The following is a 17990-nucleotide window of genomic DNA, read 5'->3' as shown; positions in this document are numbered from 1 at the left end:
GTGCGAGGCCGATTTGCGCCGAGCATCGGTATACGACATTGAACATCATTCGCGGTTCCAACACGGAACATAGTCCCGGCCTGGTGGGCGCTTATCACAAGCGCCCCGACCAGCCGGTGGTTGAGCTGAAAGCTGACGAGGTGGCCGCCGCGCTGGCCGCGCATGACGGCTGGGTCTGGCTGCATGTCGATCTGGTCGATCAGCGCGCACAGGGTTGGCTTTCGGAACGATGCGCCTTGCCAGCGTCGGCGCGGGCGATACTGGAGGGGCATGACGACAGTCTGGTGCTCAGCCATGAAGCCGGGACGATCCACGGTGTCATCGCCGATATGCATCAGGACATGGAGCGCATGTCCACGACCATCGGTCGCCTGCATTTTGCAGTAACGAGCGGGCTTCTTGTCACCGGCAGGCGGCATCCGCTGGAAGCCATCGACCGGGTGCGCCATTCATTCGCAAGCGGGTTCTGCCCGGCAACGGCCTATGAACTGTTCGAGGCCGTGGTGACAGGTTTCTGCAAGAACACGGCGAAAAGGCTCAACGAAGCGAGCAAAATGCTCGATTCCGTGGAAGACAGGCTGGTGACAGAGCGGTTGAACGACGAGCGCCGGGACCTCAAGGAAGTGCGCCGTCTGGCCGTTTCGCTGCACCGTCCGGTGGCCGGTATGGTGGCGCTGTTCGAAGAAGAAGACCGTTTGGACTGGACCTTGCCCGATATGGGCCATGCGGTTTTGAAGCGGCTTTCCATGCGGCTTGAGCGGCTCGACCGTGAAATCGTCATGGTCAATGATCGTGCGCGGTTGCTTCAGGAAGAGATCGCGGCAGAACTGGCGGATGATTCAAACCGCAGCCTCAAAGTAATGGCGGTGATGAGCGCCTTGCTGCTGCCGGGTACGCTGATTGCCGGGATTTTCGGAATGAACACCGCCGGACTGCCCTTCACGAGTGACGGGTCCGGTTTTGGCTGGGCGATACTGCTGGGGGTAGGCGCGACAGCGCTGTTCTACTGGCTTCTCCGCAAGGCCGGTATCAGCCTGCGGTTTTGATTGCGTCTGGGGTTCCCGTGTCCCAAACAGGAGGCACCGTTTCACACGATACCTCCCATTGGGAGTATAGTTATTTCTGGGTGGGTGCCGTAGTTTCTGCGCTCGCCGTTGTTTGCGGCTTCTCCATTTTGGTAGAAGATTGCGCACTATGGTAAGTGCAGTCTGCCATCGCAGCCGTAACCGACAGAGCGAGGACAGCGGTCGTTACAAATACGACTTTCATGCCTGTCTCCATTCAATGTTAGTTTCGTGGGGCATTACATGGAGAACTGTAGCAAATGCTGCAAGCCTTGTCTCATCACTTCATGTTCTAGTCTCTGGGCAGTTGCCGTGTGCCCCATTCGCTTTCGGGAATGGCGTGACCAATGGCATAGCTGAAGGACTGGATTGACATCGCCTCGGCATCGATCTGACATTTGAAGTCCACGCCATACCACTGGGTGCGGCTGCGAAACGCGCCGTTGCTGACCGTCAGACCGGTGTTGGAAACGGAACCTCCGGCGCGGGCCAGCATGTCGGGGAAAGCGCCCGGTTGTTGACGGCGGATCTGTTCAAGCGCTTCAATGCTGCAAATCTGGATGACGCGATCTGTTGGCGAGAGCTTGCCGAGCGCTTGCTTTACACGCGGATCGGACAGCGCATCCTTCGAGTAAAGCCTGCGTGCCTGTTTGAAGTTTTCAGCCTTTTGCTCCGAAATGGCCTTGGCGGCTGGCTTTTCCTGTTCCGGCTTTGGTTGCGGAACGGGCGGGTTCTCGACAGTTGGGGCTGCTCCTCCAGACGTATCACCGGCATTGGAGGATTGAGCGCTCAGCTCAGCCGCTTCCTGTTTGTCTTCCTGCGGCTGTTCGTTCCCGGCCTCGGCAGTTGCAGGCGGAACCTCGTCAGGCTTTTCGCTGGTTTCTGGTGCGGCGGGCGGGACATCCGGTTGCTCCGGCGTCTCATCCTTCGGATCGTTGGAAGCGGACTCAAAGGCAAGCTTCTGGGCTTGCGCCTGCGGTGGCGCAGGGGCGGGCTTGTCCTGATCCTGCTTGGGTTTTTCTTCGGCGGGTGGTGGTGGCGGAACAAGCTCTACATTGACGCTCTGTTCCTGCGCCGTCGGCAGTTCCGGCAAGCGGACGAGCAGAACAAAGGCCAGCAACAGATGCAGGACGATCGAGCTTGGAATACCCCAGCCGATTTCTGCAGATATTTTTCTGGCCAATTGCTGCATCGTTCAGACGATCAAGGATATCCAACTACACGCGCACGGTTACTTGCCGTTGGTGATATCACATTGCAGCGTCAACAACAGGCCCAACAGCACGTGTTGGGCCGAACTATCCTTTTTGCCGGGATGACGGGCATCCCGGCAAAGTCTTATGCGGCTTCCAATGCCTGCTCGCATCTCAGCAGCATGCCGTAGAGATCGCGCGGCTCATCGGGGTCCGCAAGCATGTCCAGTTCAGCATAGAGACCGGTTTCTTCCAGCTTGCTGCGGACATAGCGCAGGGCGGAAAAGTCTTCGGTGGCAAAACCCACGCTGTCAAACAGCGTGATCGCGCGATCCGATGTTCTGCCCGGCAGTTTACCGGTGATCACTTCCCACAATTCCTTGACCGGATAATCTTCCGGCAATTGCTGGATTTCGCCTTCGATACGGGTCTGCGGCGGGTATTCGACAAAAATATCCGAGCGCAGGAGAATATCCTTGTTCAGCTCTGTCTTGCCGGGGCAATCGCCGCCAACGGCATTGATATGCACGCCGGGGCCGACCATGTTGTCGCTCAAAATCGTGGCATATTGCTTGTCGGCGGTGACGGTCGTGATGATGTCTGCGCCCTCGACAGCTTCCTGCGACGAACCGCAGATGGTAACCGCAAAGCCCTTGTCGGCCAGATTGGCGGCGCAACGTTCGCTTGCCGAGCGGTCGATATCGAACAGGCGGAGATTGTCGATGCCAAGCAGCGCCTTGAAGGCCAGCGCCTGAAACTCGCTCTGCGCGCCATTGCCGATAATCGTCAGCGTTTTGGAATCCGGGCGCGCCAGATGCTTGGCGGCCACCGCCGAGGTGGCGGCGGTGCGCAAGGCGGTGAGAATGGTCATTTCGGTCAGGAGCAGCGGATAGCCGCTGTCCACATCGGAGAGAACGCCAAAGGCGGTCACGGTCTGACGCCCCGCGCGGGTGTTCTTCGGATGGCCATTCACATATTTGAAGCCATAGAGCGTGCCATCGCTGGTCGGCATCAGCTCGATCACGCCTTCCTTGGAATGGGAGGCGACGCGCGGCGTCTTGTCGAACTGTTCCCAGCGGCGGAAGTCTTCTTCGACAACCACGGCCAGTTCCTTGAGGAAGGTTTCCACACCCACCGTCAGAACCAGCTTCATCATGTGATCGACGCTGACGAAGGGGACGATATTCAGCTTTTCATTGGTCATTTAAATGAACCTTTTTGTTCAGGGCGCGAGCGCCCGATCAGCGGGCGCCGTTTCCGGTCTTCGCCGTGAGGAATTTTTCAGCGATCATCGAAACGATCTGCGGCAGAACCTCGAAGGCGTAGGGCGCGTGGACGCGCTCAAGCTTCTGGTGGAATTCGCGACCCCACGGGCCGATATTGACCACAGGGAAACGCAGCGCATTGGCGGCTGGATGATCAACGAGGCGCGACACGGGCGTGTTTTGCGACACGATATCCTGTCCAAGCGTTGCCTGACCGAGAAAGCTCATGTCGGAAATGCCCTGGAAATGTGGCTTCCAGACAAGGTTCTGATCGGGGAAGGCGGCAAAGACCTTGATGGTTTCATCAATGGCTTGCTGAAACAGGCGGTCGTTGGTTTTCGTGTTGTCGAGATGGCTCGCGGGATAGTGCAGCCCGGCAAAGCCGACAACAATCGCCGGTCCGGCGAGATGGGCCACGCCCACCAGCCATTCGGTCAACTGGCGGCTGACAGCCAGTGGATTGTCGATGCCGGAAAGGCGCTGTTCCTGTTCGTCATAGAGGCGTTCAAAGTCGTCGCCTGCAATGTCTGCCGCCATGGCGCGCAGCTGGGTGAAGGTTACCAGCTTCGGTTCAGGCGGAGTTGCTCCGGCACGCTTGCCGACCAGCTTGCCATAGGCTTCGGCCTGTGCGGCGAAGCGTGCAACCGCATCGACGGCGCCGGTGCGCACTTCGTCCTGAAAGCGCTTGAACAGCTCTTCGGCGGTCATGCCGTGATAGAGCCAGTTGAGCGCGATCCAGAAGCGTTCCGGTGTTGTCACTTCATAGCCGTCACGCAGGTCTTTTGCCTCAAGGCAGATGGGCGGTGGGGAAATGTCTTTTTCGTCGCGATCGGCAAGATCGGCATTGCCTTCAAAGCGGGTGAGAATGCCTGCGGCCATGGCCTGTGCGCTGACGCCTTCATAGGGGTAGCTGGCATGGGAGCTGCAACCGATGACGAGTGCAAAAGGCAAAAGCTTGCCGATGGTGCCGGCATAGACGGCGCGACCTTCGCTGCCGTCGCCCTGATCGGAGGTCACGTCGAGGTTGATGGCAGCCGAAATATCGAGATCGAAGTCTCGGGCTACATCCGGCAGCGCATTGCGCATGGATCGCATGCCGCGGCTTTCGCGTTCTTCGTCGGGCGTGACGATCAGGACCAGATTGCCACTGCGGTCGGGATCGGCGGCAAAGCGCTCAAGGCAGGCAATACCGGCGGCAATACCGCTCTTCATATCGAGCAGGCCACGACCGGGGAGGAAGTCGCCGCTCAGGAGGTCTTCCAGCGCGCGCTCTTCCTGCTGCGAGCGTGAGCGCTTGCCAAGGTCCTTGATCAGGGCCTCTTTCAGATTGACGCTGTCGCAGGAGAGCGATTTCAACTCGTGATAATTGTCGGTCGCGACCGTGTCGAAGTGACCGGCAAGCGCCAATGTTTCGCGGCCCTTGCCGCGAACGAGCGCCACCACATTATGGGTCAGCGGATCGCCATGGCTGGCAACCGTGCGGATATTTGCCGGGTTCTGCTGGAAATAGGGAATTTCCTTGAGTAATTCGACAAAGCGGCCGGAGAATTCCGCTTCGCCGGGCGTACCGGTTTCGCTGCGCCAGCTGACCATGCGAAGAGCCAGCTCTTCGACATGCTTCGCATCAATTTGGTTATGCGCCGTCGTTACGGCGTTTTGCGCGCCGTTTGAAACATTCGCAGTCATTGAGTAGTCTCCGTAATATGGAGCGCATCCCGAAAAGTGTGAAACGGTTTTCGGGAACGATGCGCGTTAAAACAAAGAATTAGAGCGCCGATCTGATCCAATCAGATCGAAACGCGCTCTAGTGCGAAAGATGCTTTCGCAGGAAAGCGCGGGTCCGTTCCTCTTTCGGATTGGACAACATCTGGTCTGGCGATCCCTGTTCGACCACCACGCCGCCATCCATGAACATCACATGGTCGGACACTTCAGCAGCAAAGCGCATTTCATGGGTCACGATCAGCATGGTCATGTGCTCGCTGGCGAGCTGCTTCATCACCTGATTGACTTCTTCAACCAGCTCGGGATCGAGCGCCGATGTGGCCTCGTCGAAGAGCATGACCTTGGGCTGCATGGCGAGTGCGCGGGCAATCGCCACGCGCTGCTTCTGGCCGCCCGACAGGCGGGCCGGATAGGCATTGCCCTTGTCGACCAGCCCGACCTTTGCCAGCAGGGCGTTGGCGCGGTCCAGCGCTTCGGCGCGCGGCAGATGCTTGAGCCGCATTGGCCCGATCATGATGTTTTGCAGCACGGTCAGATGCGGGAACAGGTTAAACTGCTGGAAAACCATCCCCATTTCCTGACGGATATGGTTGATATGCTTTTCGAAGGCATGGCCCTTGAGCGGCTTGTTGACCTGATTGCCATCGAGCCAGATTTCGCCACCCGAGGTTTCTTCCAGCATGTTGATCGAGCGCAGAAGCGTGCTTTTCCCGGACCCGCTGGGGCCGATGATGGATACGATCTTGCCCCGTGCAACGGTCAGGTCGATGCCCTTGAGAACTTCATGGTCGCCATAGGATTTCCTGATCTGGCGCAATTCGATCATGGGTGTCTGTGTGTTCATCGGATAGCTTCCGCTTTCTTGGCCGCTTTGCTCAATGCCCATTCCATCAGAAGATTGACGGCGTAATAGAGCACGGCGGCGACGAAATAGAATTCGAATGGACGGTAGGTTTCGCTGATGGCGCGCTGCGCATTCAGAACCAGTTCCGTGATGCCGAGGACGGACAGCACGGCTGTATCCTTGAGCAGGATGATGCTGTTATTGCCCACCTGCGGCAGCGCGGTCAGGATCGCCTGCGGAATGATGAAATAGCGCAGCGACATGCCCCGGCTGAAGCCCAGCGAACGGGCCGCTTCCATCTGGCCATTATCCACGGCTTGCAGGGACGCCCGGAAAATATCGGCATTATAGGCGGCGTAATGCATGCCAAGGCCGAACACGCCGGTCCAGAAGGCCGGTACCATGATGCCGATCTGCGACAGGCCGTAATAGAGAAGATAGAGCTGGAGCAGCAGCGGTGTTCCCATGAACAGGAACACGATGCCGCGCACCGGCAGGCTGACGATCTTCGGCGCATGCAGCGTCACCAGAGCGATGACGACGCCCAGCACCACGCTGATGACGCCAGCAAGGATTGTGATCAGCACCGTCCAGAGCAGGCCGATGAAGAGCAGCTCCAGATAGGAAGGAACGACCGTGAAATCGAGGCTCATGCTTCGGCCCTCCTGTCAGCGCTGAAGAAGGTTTCAATGCCGCGAACGATCATCGAAATGATGGCTATGATGACGATGTAGGCGATACCGGCGACCGTGAAGACTTCGAAGGGCTTGTATGTCGACGTTACGAAACGCTGTGCCGAATAGGTCAGCTCGACCACCCCGATTGTCGAAACAAGCGCAGTGCTTTTGGTCAGGATGATCGTGTTGACGCCGAGCGAACGGATCATCAAGGGTGCTGCCTGCGGCAGAATGAAAAGCCGCATCGTGTTGAAACGTCCAAAGCCGATGCTGCGGGCAGCTTCGCTCTGGCCCTTGTCCACGGCCAGAATGGCGCCGCGTATGCCTTCCGACATATAGGCTCCGATGTTGAAGCCCATGGTGATCACACCGGCCATGAACGGACTGAATTCCAGACCGAATTGCGGGCCGCCGAAGAAGACCAGAAAAAGCTGCACCAGCAGAGGCGTGCCGCGCATGATGCTGACATAGCCTGTGGCGAACCAGCGGAACGGCTTGAAACGCGAAAAACGGGCTATGACCAGAACGGTCGCAACGACCAGACCGATCAAAAGCGATACGACCGTCAGCTGAACGGTGACCAAGGCAGACTGAACAATGAAGGGAAAAATCCGCTCGATAAGTGCGATATCCATCCTTCAACCTTTCTTCCCCATCGGTGGCTCATGGAGGTGGTCCACGGAATGGCCAGTGGAACCGTGACGCTTGATCGGACTGCCTGTCGGCGTCCAAAAAGCAGGCAGGACCAAGAAGTTTTCGGGGATCAAATTCGAAGATGGGTTGTGTGTAACAACCCATCTTCTGGAGAGGGAGATTAGCGGATATCCGCGCCGATCCACTTTTCGGAGATAGTTTTGTAGGTGCCATCGGCCATCATGTCGTCCAGAGCTTTCTGCATGGCAGCGGCAAGTTCCGGATTGTTCTTGCGCACGGCAATGCCGATGTCGTAGCGCGGCAGCTGGTCATCCTTGACCTGCTTGATCGGCGCGTTGCTCTTGGAGATGGCAACCAGAACCGGCACGTCGTCAGCGACAACCGCATCGATACGGCCCGAACCGAGGTCGAGCAGCATTTCCGGCAGGCCCTTATAGGTGCGCACGTCGTACTTACCCTGTTCGCGGACCCACTTTTCAGAGGTTTCGCCAAGCGTCACGCCGATGGTCTTGCCTTCAAATTCCTTGAGCGAGGTGGCAGCGTCATCCTTGCGGACGAACAGCGCCAGACCCGAACGGTAGTAAGGGCCGACAAAGGCAATGGCCTTCTTGCGTTCTTCGGTGATACCCATCGAACCGACGATGGTGTCGTAGCGTCCGGTGACCAGACCGGCGATGATGCCGTCCCATGCGGTGGTGACGATTTCCGGCTCGACCTTCAGGCGGTGTGCGATTTCAGAGCCGACATCGACGTCGAAGCCGACGACCTTGTTGGATTCATCCACGAAGCTGAAAGGAGGGAAAACGCCGGACAGGGCAATGGTCATCTTGCCAGCCTTCTGGATCTTTTCCAGATCGTCGGCCTTGGCCGCGTTCATGGAAAAGCTGAGGCCGAGCGCCAGAAGCGCTGTCGAGAAAAATTTCGCGGTATTCATGTAGGTCAGTTCCCCAGTAAAAGCCCCGGATATCGGGACCGTGAAATCGCCGTTTGTATGCGCTTGTTTTCGTGACCTTGTGACCGGTCCAAGCAGAGATTGGCCGGGGCTGTCCGTGTGTTTCCATCGCGTTCGACGTCTGGAAACCACCTGGGCAATCCCCTTGGCGAAAATCAATATCTGCAATCAGATTGACAAAAAAGAACATAAAGTGATTATTTTTATAAATTACTGCCGATATAGGTAGGATTGCTTACTAAAAAGAAAGAGGGAACATGGACGAACTCGACAAGAGATTAATCACGGAATTGCGTATCAATGGCCGCGCATCAGTGCCGCAACTGGCCGAGCTTCTGGGGGTGGCGCGTGCGACAGCCCAAAAGCGCCTCGACCGTATGGTGGCCAATGGCGACATCAAGGGCTTCACGGTCCGCGTGCGTGACGATATCGGCAAGGACCAGATCAGGGCTTTCATGTTGATCGAGATGTCAGGCTCATCGCTCAAGTCGACGATCAGCGCGATCAAGCGTGTGCCGGGTCTGACGGGCCTCTTCAACACCAATGGCATGTGGGATGTGATTGCCGAACTGGAAGTGGCGACGATTTCGGAACTCAACGAAGTGATCTCGACGATCCGTTCGCTTCAGGGCGTCAGCAAAAGCGAGACCAACATCATGCTTGGCCCCGCCTGAGCCTGCTCATTCACTTTCTGCCAGATCGGTGACAAGATCGGCATAGACCAGATAGCGAAGCGGTCCGGGTGTGATCGCGTCGAACGGGTAACAGGTCGCCAATACGAGATGTTTTCCTGCCGCCTGCGGGTCGATTGGCGCTTCGTCCCAGCGGGCTATAGCCATACGTGTTGTGCGATAGGTCACGATCTTCCCGTCACGGCGTGTGATGCGGATCAGGTCGTTCGGCTCAATGTTTTTCAGGAAGGCGAAATGGGTATCGCGATGCGCGGCATAGACTGCGGTGCCCCGATCTCCAGCCTCGGGTGTGTTGTCGAGATGCCCCGGGCCGAAGGCTAGTGCCTGACCGCTTGCGCCCTTGAGAGCAATTGCGGAAGTTTCCAGTCGCGGAACTTCGATCCGTGCCACCGGCCAGGTGTCGGCCCAGCTCCATGGCTTGACCGGAACGCCGGTCGCGACACTCTGTGTAAAAGCACGTTCCAGCAGGATCTGCGCGGCAAAGGCCTTGGCGTGGATCCATATGCCCTGACCGGCGAGGAGCAGACCGCCTGCAATCAGAAGGCAGGCGAGGAGTGTCGAGAGGGAGCGCGCAAGCGCGCCCCCGTTGAGGATAGACTGATGATTACTCATGGCTGCCTGCCTTTTCACGACGCGTGAACCAGAAGATAAGTGCACCGACCAGCACAGCCAGCAATCCCTGAAGCATCAGAAGGGTTGCGGGTGTTGCCGTCTGTGGCAGTGGAAGGCTCGGAGACACCGGCGACGGAGCGGCCTGAGGCTTGGCTTGATGATTGACGCCGCTCCATTCGGCGGTTTCGTTCCCGGTTGACTGTCCGGCATTTGCATCACGGCTTGCGCCGATACCGAGCAAGGTGCGGTAGTCCCAGCCAGCAGGCAGATGCAGCGGAATATCGGCCTGGGTCAGCGGTATATTGGCAGCGCGAGACGGGGTTACATCCACAGCAACGAGACTGGTCAGGCGCGTCACCAGATGATGATCGAGCGCCAGCCGCAGGATGCGGGCGTCAGCAGTGTCCTGGCTGATCGAACCGAGCGTAGCTTCAACCTCTGCATCGTCAATCTTGCGGCGAGCCCAGATTTTGGAAATGCCTTCCGCGCTGCTGGCCTGATCGAGCGGCAGTGTCACAGCCCACGGACGGTCGCCAACCATACCGTTGATGGTCACTTCGCCGGTCGCCTTGCCCATGCGGGCAGCGATGACAAGCGGCTCGCCGCGATAAAGGTCGGGCAGCAATGTTGGCGTTAGACTGACATTCTTTTCGGAAAAAGTAGCCCGGATATCGGTGACGGCGGGGTTTTCCAGCTTGTCGAACAGGGCGCGCATGCGCTCGTCGACTTCCGCGGTCGAACCGATATGGGTGAAGCTGCCACGACCAAGCTCGGCGGCGCGGTTCATCAGATAGCTGTTCGGCGCCGAACCAATGCCGACCATGAAGATGCGCGAGCGTCCGCGCCGGGCGGCGATTGTATCGAGGAGCTGCTGTTCGTTGCTCACTTCGCCATCGGTCAGGAACACGATCTGGCGCAGGCCCTTGCTCTGATGGCTGTCATCGAGGGCGGCGTGCAGCGGCGGCAGCATTTCCGTGCCACCAGAGGCTTCCAGCTGGCCGACAAAACTGCGCGCGGCGGCGACATTTTCGCCGGTTGCGGCAACGCTGTCCGGAAAGAACTTGGTCAAAGTGTCGTCGAAGCGGATGACATTGAAATGGTCGTTCGGTTCCAGTCGCGACAGGGCATAGTCGAGGCTGGCTTTCGCCTGCGCCATGGAGGTGCCGCCCATTGAACCCGAATTATCGATCACGAAGACGATCTCGCGGCCGGTCTTTTTGGGCGCGGCCAGAACCGGCGGCGTGACATAGGCAAGCACATAGTCGTCCTTGCCGACCTGCTCGCGAAACAGACCGACCGTTGGCGTGGCGCTTGCCGCAGCGCCCCATCCGAGCACGAAGTCGCGGTCGGCAATGGCGTCGCCTTGCAGTGTGATCTGGCGTGTTTCGCCATTCAGCCGGTCGATCTTGACGGGGTGATAGAGGCTCTTCAGATCATCAACGGGGAACCCGGCATCCAGCTTGATGGCAAGCGTAACCGGGTTGGTTCGCGTGCTGTCCGGTCCGGTCAGCGATGTGTGGATCGCTGCGTTATCGGTGGTCTGCGCGGTGCCGGTGGTTGACTGTCCCCAGCCGTCCTTCAGTTCTGCGCGCTGGTCGATGGCGGCCTTGTCCTGCGGATTGTAGCGCGGCGCAACGACCAGTGGCACGCGCAGCGAAAAGCGGTTATCGGCCAGACGCGCGGCCTGCTGATATTCGATCTGCACGACGACCTTTTCATGCGGGCCGATATTGGCAACGGCATTTGTGAAGACGTTGGGCCGCTGCTGCTCAACCAATGCGGCCTTTTTGCCTTCGCTGCGGGCTTGCTCATAAATAGCGCGTGCGGCCTGTTTTTCCTTGATGTCGGCCACGACGACGCGATTGCCGATGATCATTTTCAACGAGTAAACCGCGCTATCTTCGGGCAGTGGAAACACATAGAGCGCTTCGACCCAGCCATCGGTGGGGTTTTCGAAAGCCTGGGTAAGACGTGCCCGTGCCGTCGGACCACTGACGGTGATGTCCACATCGGTGGCAAGGCGCGGGGCTTCGACATATTGTCCGGCCTGTTCGGTCTGCATCAACAGACTGCCCGATTCCACCTCATTCGGCGTCACGAAAGCGGTGGTTTCCGCGCGCGCCTGCAAGGGGTGCAACAGGGCGAAGATCACGGCCAGCGCGGGGAGCAGGATAGCGTTCCCGAACCATAGAAGCTGACAGAAGCGGACGAGAAAATTTCGCCGATCCCTTTGATGTGAAACAGTGATTGCGGTGTGCATGACAGGCTCCCTTCCTTGATGGAGTAACTGGAGCGATTGTCTGCAAGGCGCTGTTTCCTCGCCAGCGTCAGCTTTGACCTCTTTCGTCCGCATCTTGCCGTAAACCGTCTTGCCGCTGGCGGACATGTGTGGAATTGTGAAAGAAAGTACGCAAATAGGAAATTGGCGCATGGTCCTCGGGGACCCTTATCTGTCGGAAAATCAAAGCAGTAGCGTTGCGGCGCGGGTTCGCGAGGAAATCGCGCGGCGACGTATTTCACGCCAGCGACTCGCGGATGATGCGCGGATCAGCCTTTCAACGCTGGAAAAAGCGCTGTCCGGGCATCGCCCTTTCACGCTTGCCACCATCATCCGGCTTGAACAGGCAATGGGCGTTGCCCTGCGTGAGCCGGGCGGGGCACTGGCGCCGAAAGCCGGGGATGCCGCCGAGCGCGCAGTCGCAAACGGCTATGGCAGCGGCCATGCGCCCGAGGAACTGGGGGCCTATTCGCGGCCCGCCGTTTCGTGGCTGGAGGGAACCTACCTGACCCTGCGCCCGTCCTTCGGAGACCCGGATGCGATCTTCGCCTATTGCACGGAAATCGTCTGGGATGACGAGGGCACGCGATTGCGGTTTCGCGAGCGCGAGCGCACCGATGCGTCTTTCTCGCAGCACGGCTCAATATCCGTCCCGCATTTGTCAGGGCATATCTATCTCGTGACCAACACGTCTGGGCAATATCGGATGGTGGTTCTGTCGCGACCCAGCATTACCGGTGAAATGTTCGGCCTGCTGACCACCTTGCGGGCCGGGCAGGGCGCACAGCTGACGCCGGTTTCAACACCACTGGTGCTTTTGCCGCTATCGACCTTCACGGAGCCGACCTTTGGGCGTGTCGCCAGAGGCGAGGATCATTACAGCGCTTACGCGGCCATATTGGGCAAAGTGCTGGCTGATAATTATGCGGCCTTTGTCAGCCAAAGCTGACAACACTCTATTCGCTTGAACGCCTTCCCGTCTTGTGCCAGCATTCAGATGGAGGAGGATGGTCATGGTGTCGACACTGTCGCACATCAAGGAGATTGAGCGCGTCGCCATGGGCGGGGCCTCGGATCGCGATCGCCCTGTTATTCAATCCTGGCTGCGCTGCCTCAATGATTATCGGCTGAACCCTGCCCAGACGCAGGAAGCCTATATCGTGCCCGACACATTGCTGCGGGAGCATCGCGAGCAGTCGGAAGAACTCATCCGCATCGGGCGTACCGGTCTTGAAGCGCTGTTCAGACAAGTCGCTGATCAAAGCTATGTCCTGCTGCTGTCGGATGCGCGCGGCGTTACAGTCGAATTCATGGGCGACCCCACATTCGACAATCAGTTGCGCAAGGCGGGCCTCTATCTCGGATCGGAATGGTCAGAAGATCGCGCGGGAACCTGCGCCGTCGGGGCCTGCATGGTTTCGGGCAAGCCGGTCATCATCCATCAGGACGATCATTTCGACGCCTGCCATATCGGTTTGACCTGCACGGCAGCGCCCATTTTCGATACGTTTGGCGATCTGTCGGCGGTGCTCGATATTTCGCAACTGCGCTCGCCGACTGCGAAAGCCAGCCAGCAGCTGGCGCTGCATCTGGTTGCTTCAACGGCGCGGCGGATCGAGCTTGCCAATCTGATGACCAGGGCCCGCGAGGACTGGGTTCTGCGTCTGGCGCGCCTGCCGGATTTTCTCGATGTCGATCCTGATGCCGCCATTACAATTGATGGCAGCGGCACGATCACCGGCATGACGCATGGCGGTTTCGGCGCTGTTGCGCGTGGCATGAATTTGAGCGCGATCTCGACGAAGGACTTCATCGGGAAACCCATTTCCAGCGTCTTCGATATCGATATTGATCAGCTTCCGGCGCTGATGCGCGGACGCCCCAATGGCGAGCGCTTGCTCCGGGCGCGCAATGGTCTGGCGCTGTTTGCAAGCGCCATTGCGCCTGTCAGCAGTTTCCGCGCACCTGCGACCAGCATATCCGTGCGGTTGCCAGCGGCCTTGCGCCAGTTGAGTTTCGGCGACCCGGCCATGGAAGCGCTTCAGGCCCGTGCGGCCAAGCTGGCGGACCGGCACATCCCCATTCTCATCAAGGGCGAAACCGGCAGCGGCAAGGAATATCTGGCGCGCGCCATTCATGACAGCAACGCCAAACCCGGCCCGTTCATCGCGGTCAATTGCGCGGCAATACCGGAACAACTGATTGAATCCGAATTGTTCGGGTATGTGCCCGGCGCTTTCACTGGCGCGATGCAGAAGGGAAAGACCGGACTTATCGAGGCGGCCAATGGTGGCACGCTGTTTCTGGACGAGATCGGCGACATGCCGCTTGCGCTGCAAAGCCGGTTGTTGCGGGTTCTGTCCGAAAGCGAAATCCAGCCTGTCGGTGCGCTGAAGCCGAAACCGGTCAAGTTCCGGCTTTTGTCGGCATCGCATCGCGATCTGGCCGCGCTCGCTGCCGAAGGGCGTTTTCGTGAAGATCTGCTCTATCGGCTCAATGCCGCGACGCTGACCCTGCCGTCGCTGCGACAGAGGCAGGATTTCGACAATCTGGTCGATCATCTTCTCCACCGTATCGGGGAAGAAGAGGGCGAGACGATTACGCTTGATCGCGCCGCGAGAAAAGCGCTGGCGGGCTATGGCTGGCCGGGAAATTTGCGTGAACTCGACAATACGTTGCGTGTTGCAGCCGCAATTGCAACAGATGCAACAATCACCACCGATTGCCTGCCCGAACATTTTCAGGCTGAAATAGCCATGGGAAATGGTCGTACCGACCAGCAAGCCTTGCGCCGCGAGCTTGACGCATGCGGCAACAATATTTCTGCGCTGGCGCGAAAACTCGGCGTTAATCGGTCGACGATCCATCGTCGTTTGAAGCAGACACACTGACGATGCAACAGTTGCAACAGCTGTTGCATAAACCCTGTTGCATCGGTTCAGGCTGCACTCTTTCCTCAAAATAAAATAACGAAGAAACAATGATTTAGATCTTAAGCCGCAACTGGCACGCGGCTTGCTATTTCCTCCTTTGACGCAAATGGAGGAGAAATATATGCGTGCGTTGCGCTTTTATGCTGCCAAGGATCTGCGCGTTGAAGACGTGCCGGTGCCGGTTGATCTTGGCGCGGATCAGGTCCTGATTGAAAACCGCTTTTGCGGCATCTGCGGGACCGATCTGCACGAATATGCCTATGGTCCGATTTTCATTCCGACTGAACCGCATCCCTTCACCAAGGCGAGTGGTCCTCAGATTTTGGGCCATGAATTTGGCGGCGTGGTAAAGGCCGTGGGGGCTGATGTTCACCACGTGAAAGTTGGCGATCGCGTGTCGGTGCAGCCATTAATTATGCCGCGGGCAGGCGACTATTTTGCGGATCGCGGGCTTTATCACTTGAGCACCAGTCTGGCGCTTGCTGGCTTGTCATGGCATTCGGGCGGCATGGCCGAACAGGCCTTGCTCAACAGCTATAATGTCCAGCCAATCCCCGACGACCTCAGCGATGAAGAGGCGGCGCTGATCGAGCCGACGGCAGTTGCGGTTTATGCCTGTGACCGTGGCGGCGTGACGGCTGGCAACAGCGTGCTTGTCACGGGCGCTGGTCCCATCGGCATTCTGGTGGCGATGGCTGCGCGGGCTGCGGGCGCGTCGCAGATATTCCTGTCCGATCTGAACGAAACCCGCTTGCAGCTCGCGCGTGAAAAGCTGGGTGATATTCGCACCATCAATCCGAAATCGGAAAATGTCGGCGATGTGGTCCGAGCGGAAACCGAAGGCAATGTCGGCTGTGATGTGGCCATCGAATGCGTCGGCAATGAACATGCCTTGAAGAACTGTACCGATGCTGTTCGCAAACAGGGCGTTGTGGTGCAGACGGGCCTTCACCCACATGAAAACCCGCTCAACTGGTTCGATGTCACGTTCAAGGATATCGATATTCGCGGCTCCTGGGCCTACCCCACCCATTACTGGCCGCGTGTCGCAAGGCTGATTGCGAGCGGCCAAATCCCGGCGAAAAAGATCGTTACCAAGACAATCGCGTTGGAGGACGCTGTTGCCGAAGGTTTCGACCGCTTGCTCGACCCGGCGGGTACGCAGCTCAAAATTCTGATTGATCTCAAAAGGTAACACATTTCACTGCCGGGCTTGGGAGAGCCCGGCGTCAACATCTATGGGAGGAAATTGCAATGCTTGAGAAAACACCAAATGTCCGCGTGCAGGCCTTTCTCGACAAGTTCGGCGCAGCACTTGAAGCGGGCCGGATCGATGAAGCGGTTTCGATGTTTGCCGATGATTGCTACTGGCGCGATCTGGTCGCCTTCACCTGGAACATAAAGACTGTGGAGGGTCATGATCAGGTGCGCGATATGCTGCAATTGCAATTGCAGCTTGTGAAGCCGACAAAATGGCTCGTCGCAGCAGGGGAGACAGCGACGGAGACCGATGGCGTCACCGAAAGCTGGATATCTTTTGAAACCGAAGTTGCGCGTGGTTACGGTCTCATTCGCCTGAAGGGTGGCAAGATATGGACACTTCTCACCGTCATGTCGGAGCTGAAGGGTCACGAGGAAAAGTCCGGCTTTACCCGCCCGTTAGGCGCGAAGCACGGTCAGGATCTTGGCGCCAGGACTTGGAAGGAAGAACGCGAGGAGGAAGCCCGCACGCTCGGCTATGACAAGCAGCCCTATGTGCTGGTGATCGGCGGCGGGCAGGGCGGTATTGCGCTCGGCGCACGCCTGCGCCAGCTTGGCGTGCCAACGATCATCGTCGAGCGCAATGAGCGCCCCGGCGATTCATGGCGCAAACGCTACAAGTCGCTCTGCCTGCATGATCCGGTCTGGTACGATCATCTGCCCTATATCGACTTCCCGAAAAACTGGCCGGTCTTTGCACCGAAGGACAAGATTGGCGACTGGCTGGAATTCTACACCAAGGTGATGGAGCTGAATTACTGGACGCGCTCCACAGTGAAGTCTGCGCAATGGAACGAGGACAAGAAGGAATGGTCTGTCGTCGTGGATCGGGACGGCGAGGAAGTCATTCTGCGTCCAAAGCAACTGGTCTTCGCGACCGGCATGTCGGGCAAGGCGAATATTCCGAGCATCAAAGGACAGGAACGCTTCAAGGGCGAGCAGCAGCATTCGTCCCGCCATCCGGGGCCGGACGGTTACAAGGGCAAGAAGGTCGTTGTCATCGGGTCGAACAATTCGGCGCATGATATTTGCGCAGCACTGTGCGAAGCGGGCGTGGATGTGACCATGGTGCAGCGTTCATCGACCCATATTGTTCGCTCCGAACCGCTGATGAAGCACGGGCTTGGCGCGCTTTACTCGGAAGAGGCTTTGCAAAACGGCGTCACCACCGCCAAGGCCGATCTGATCTTCGCGTCGCTGCCTTATCGCATCATGCACGAGTTCCAGAAGCCCATCTATGACAAGATCCGCGAGATCGATGCCGATTTCTATGCCGCGCTTGAAAAGGCCGGCTTCCAGCTGGATTTCGGCTCGGACGGTTCGGGCCTGTTCCTCAAATATCTGCGGCGCGGCTCCGGCTATTATATCGATATCGGCGCTTCGCAGCTCATCATCGACGGCAAGATCAAGCTTGCCTCGGGGCAGATCGACGAGATCACCGAAAATTCGGTCCGGCTTGCCAATGGGGCCGAGCTGCCTGCCGATCTGATCGTCTATGCCACGGGCTACGGTTCGATGAATGGTTGGGTTGCTGATATCATCGATCAGGGGACGGCGGACAAGGTCGGCAAGGTCTGGGGTCTGGGTTCGGAGACGCCCAAGGACCCGGGTCCATGGGAGGGCGAACAGCGCAATATGTGGAAGCCGACGCAGCAGGAGGCGCTGTGGTTCCATGGCGGCAACCTGCACCAGTCGCGGCATTATTCGCAATATCTGTCGCTGCAACTGAAAGCCCGCATGGAGGGCATCGATACGCCGGTCTATGAATTGCAAGCAGTGCATCACCTGCGTTGATATGGATCGCAAAACGCCCCGCCCGGTCGACAGCCGGGCAGGGTTTT

15 protein-coding genes are annotated in these 17990 nt (G+C 58.4%); 6 read left to right on the top strand and 9 right to left on the bottom strand.

All coding sequences use genetic code 11. The annotated features are described in order from the left end of the window. The first annotated feature begins 38 nt into the window (after positions 1 to 38). Positions 39 to 1046, top strand: coding sequence for a transporter (locus tag FGI60_RS16700; protein WP_171058790.1), 1008 nt, complete (start codon positions 39 to 41; stop codon positions 1044 to 1046). A gap of 310 nt (positions 1047 to 1356) precedes the next feature. Here FGI60_RS16700 and FGI60_RS16695 read toward each other — a convergent pair whose 3' ends face one another. The 7 genes from FGI60_RS16695 to FGI60_RS16665 all read right to left on the bottom strand — a co-directional run bounded on the left by FGI60_RS16695 (position 1357) and on the right by FGI60_RS16665 (position 8356). Next, positions 1357 to 2256 (bottom strand): DUF930 domain-containing protein, encoded by a 900-nt coding sequence (locus FGI60_RS16695; protein WP_138786155.1) that lies wholly within the window; start codon positions 2254 to 2256, stop codon positions 1357 to 1359. 146 nt (positions 2257 to 2402) lie between these two features. Continuing rightward, positions 2403 to 3461, bottom strand: coding sequence for an ornithine cyclodeaminase (locus FGI60_RS16690; RefSeq protein WP_138786154.1), 1059 nt, complete (start codon positions 3459 to 3461; stop codon positions 2403 to 2405). 37 nt (positions 3462 to 3498) lie between these two features. Next, complete coding sequence (locus FGI60_RS16685; RefSeq protein WP_138786153.1) at positions 3499 to 5208, bottom strand: M20/M25/M40 family metallo-hydrolase; 1710 nt, start codon at positions 5206 to 5208, stop codon at positions 3499 to 3501. Between the two features lie 118 nt (positions 5209 to 5326). Beyond that, the gene (locus FGI60_RS16680) at positions 5327 to 6091 is read right to left on the bottom strand and encodes an amino acid ABC transporter ATP-binding protein (RefSeq protein WP_318282792.1); all 765 of its coding nucleotides are present in this window, start codon (positions 6089 to 6091) and stop codon (positions 5327 to 5329) included. After that, positions 6088 to 6744, bottom strand: a complete 657-nt coding sequence (locus FGI60_RS16675) for an amino acid ABC transporter permease (RefSeq protein ID WP_138786152.1) — start codon at positions 6742 to 6744, stop codon at positions 6088 to 6090. The genes FGI60_RS16680 and FGI60_RS16675 overlap by 4 nt, the downstream gene beginning before the upstream one ends. Beyond that, entirely contained in the window at positions 6741 to 7403 is a 663-nt protein-coding gene (locus FGI60_RS16670; RefSeq protein ID WP_138786151.1) for an amino acid ABC transporter permease, read from the bottom strand. Before FGI60_RS16670 ends, FGI60_RS16675 begins: the two co-directional genes overlap by 4 nt. Before the next feature lie 179 nt (positions 7404 to 7582). After that, the gene (locus FGI60_RS16665; RefSeq protein WP_138786150.1) at positions 7583 to 8356 is read right to left on the bottom strand and encodes an ABC transporter substrate-binding protein; all 774 of its coding nucleotides are present in this window, start codon (positions 8354 to 8356) and stop codon (positions 7583 to 7585) included. 275 nt (positions 8357 to 8631) lie between these two features. Between FGI60_RS16665 and FGI60_RS16660 the strand changes: the two genes are divergently transcribed. Further along, positions 8632 to 9048: an Lrp/AsnC family transcriptional regulator gene (locus FGI60_RS16660; RefSeq protein WP_138786149.1), complete on the top strand. Its 417-nt coding sequence runs from the start codon at positions 8632 to 8634 to the stop codon at positions 9046 to 9048. Positions 9049 to 9054: 6 nt separating this feature from the next. Here the strand turns inward: FGI60_RS16660 and FGI60_RS16655 are convergent, their stop codons facing one another. Further along, the gene (locus tag FGI60_RS16655; protein ID WP_138786148.1) at positions 9055 to 9678 is read right to left on the bottom strand and encodes a class GN sortase; all 624 of its coding nucleotides are present in this window, start codon (positions 9676 to 9678) and stop codon (positions 9055 to 9057) included. Next, positions 9671 to 11938: a marine proteobacterial sortase target protein gene (locus FGI60_RS16650; protein ID WP_138786147.1), complete on the bottom strand. Its 2268-nt coding sequence runs from the start codon at positions 11936 to 11938 to the stop codon at positions 9671 to 9673. Before FGI60_RS16650 ends, FGI60_RS16655 begins: the two co-directional genes overlap by 8 nt. Before the next feature lie 169 nt (positions 11939 to 12107). Here FGI60_RS16650 and FGI60_RS16645 point away from each other — a divergent pair, with 169 nt between their 5' ends. The 4 genes from FGI60_RS16645 to FGI60_RS16630 all read left to right on the top strand — a co-directional run bounded on the left by FGI60_RS16645 (position 12108) and on the right by FGI60_RS16630 (position 17943). Next, positions 12108 to 12905 (top strand): helix-turn-helix domain-containing protein, encoded by a 798-nt coding sequence (locus tag FGI60_RS16645; protein WP_138786146.1) that lies wholly within the window; start codon positions 12108 to 12110, stop codon positions 12903 to 12905. A 64-nt stretch (positions 12906 to 12969) separates the two neighbouring features. Then, positions 12970 to 14847 carry a sigma-54-dependent Fis family transcriptional regulator gene (locus FGI60_RS16640; RefSeq protein WP_138786145.1) on the top strand — a complete coding sequence of 626 codons (1878 nt, stop codon included), beginning with the start codon at positions 12970 to 12972 and terminating at the stop codon, positions 14845 to 14847. Positions 14848 to 15010: 163 nt separating this feature from the next. Continuing rightward, positions 15011 to 16084, top strand: a complete 1074-nt coding sequence (locus FGI60_RS16635) for a 2,3-butanediol dehydrogenase (protein ID WP_138786144.1) — start codon at positions 15011 to 15013, stop codon at positions 16082 to 16084. 59 nt (positions 16085 to 16143) lie between these two features. Then, positions 16144 to 17943, top strand: coding sequence for an NAD(P)/FAD-dependent oxidoreductase (locus tag FGI60_RS16630; RefSeq protein WP_138786143.1), 1800 nt, complete (start codon positions 16144 to 16146; stop codon positions 17941 to 17943). The last annotated feature ends 47 nt before the right edge of the window (positions 17944 to 17990 follow it).

The sequence above is a fragment of the Brucella haematophila genome (assembly GCF_005938105.1).
Taxonomy (GTDB): domain Bacteria; phylum Pseudomonadota; class Alphaproteobacteria; order Rhizobiales; family Rhizobiaceae; genus Brucella; species Brucella haematophila.
The sequence above is the reverse complement of the archived record's forward strand: the minus strand, read 5'-3'. Positions and strand labels throughout refer to the sequence as shown.